The organism is Microvirga sp. P4_G7, assembly GCF_056401005.1.
In genome coordinates, this window is record NZ_JBFUKD010000911.1 from 1 (window position 1) to 1,211 (window position 1,211).

Consider the following 1,211-nt stretch of genomic DNA (forward strand, 5'->3'; position numbering starts at 1 on the left):
GCTCGATATTGCCGCCGATATCTCGCGACACGGCGCTGAGCAAATTTGACGACGACTGTTCCGCGTCGCGCCACGCGTCGTTACGCGTTTCCCAAAGCGCACTGACGGAGAGGCCAAAGATGCTCAGCGCGATCACAGTCGCGATCAGGTTGAGATAGAGGCCCGGCAGGCTTGTACCTGCCGCGGATCGCGCCTTCGAACTTTGAAAACCGGTGATCGTATCAAAGGGCATGGGAAGGCGGAGAATTCGATTGTGACATGGTGTCTGCGAAAGGGTCTCAGGCCACCGTTTCAGGATGGGTCCCGAGCAGCCCGAATTTATCAGCGGTACCACGGATTTCGCGTTCGAGCTGCGCCGCGCTCCGTTCCCCAATGAAAACGCAAAGCTTGACCGTTCGTTCCGCCGCTTGCTCGGCAAGCCTCAATCGGTGTCGTCCGGACAGGGCCAACTCTTTGGCATCGTCAGACTTTTCGGGAACTTGGTCGCGGTATCGCCGCAGGCCAGCGAAATCTGCTCCTGCGTGAGCCCTAGCGCCTGGCTGAGATCGGCGCCGGCAAACTGCGTGAGGAACAGGTAGGCGCCCGCGAAATTGACCCCAGCCAGATCGCTCCGTCCCATTTTCGCGCGTGAGAGGTTGGAATAGCTGACGTTCAATCCGGTCACCTTCGCGTTCGTGAAGATCGCACGTGCGACCTCCGCCCGCGTCATGTCCACATTGGACAGATCGGCGCCGGTAAAGTCCGACCGGTTGACTTCGGCTTTGCTAAAATTCGCGTTGGCGATCTTGGATTGCGCAAAACTGGCGCGGCTAATGTCAGCCGACGTGAGGTTGGCCTTTTCGAGATTGGTGCGAGCGAACGACGCCCGCCAACCGACGCTCTTGGACAGGTTGGCCCCGGAAAGGTCCGCTCCGTCGAACCGAGTCCGGCTGATCTCGGATTCGGTCAGATTGGCCCCCGTCAGTTTCGCACCGGACAGATCTGTAAAGGTCAGATGGGCCCTGGCAAAAACGGCCCCACTGAGATCGTCATTCGCCAGAAGGAGTTGTGTTTTTGAACAATTGGTCCAATCGACCCTGGGAGCCGGAACGTCTTGGCATTTCGCTTGCGCCGCGCTGGTGAAACCAAGCAAGAGCAGAGCCGGTACAAAAACCCATTGGCGATACCGCATTCGACCGTGTGCGTGCGGCAACGTCGCTTTTGTTCCTGCC

At 59.0% G+C, this 1,211-nt stretch carries 1 protein-coding gene and 1 pseudogene; both read right to left on the reverse strand.

What is annotated here, in order from left to right:
* A pseudogene (locus tag AC1DT3_RS21830) lies at nucleotides 1-232 on the reverse strand (hypothetical protein); the annotation flags it as partial.
* A 189-nt stretch (nucleotides 233-421) separates the two neighbouring features.
* A partial coding sequence (locus AC1DT3_RS21835) for a pentapeptide repeat-containing protein (RefSeq protein ID WP_477467271.1) occupies nucleotides 422-1,211 on the reverse strand: 790 nt, incomplete at its 5' end.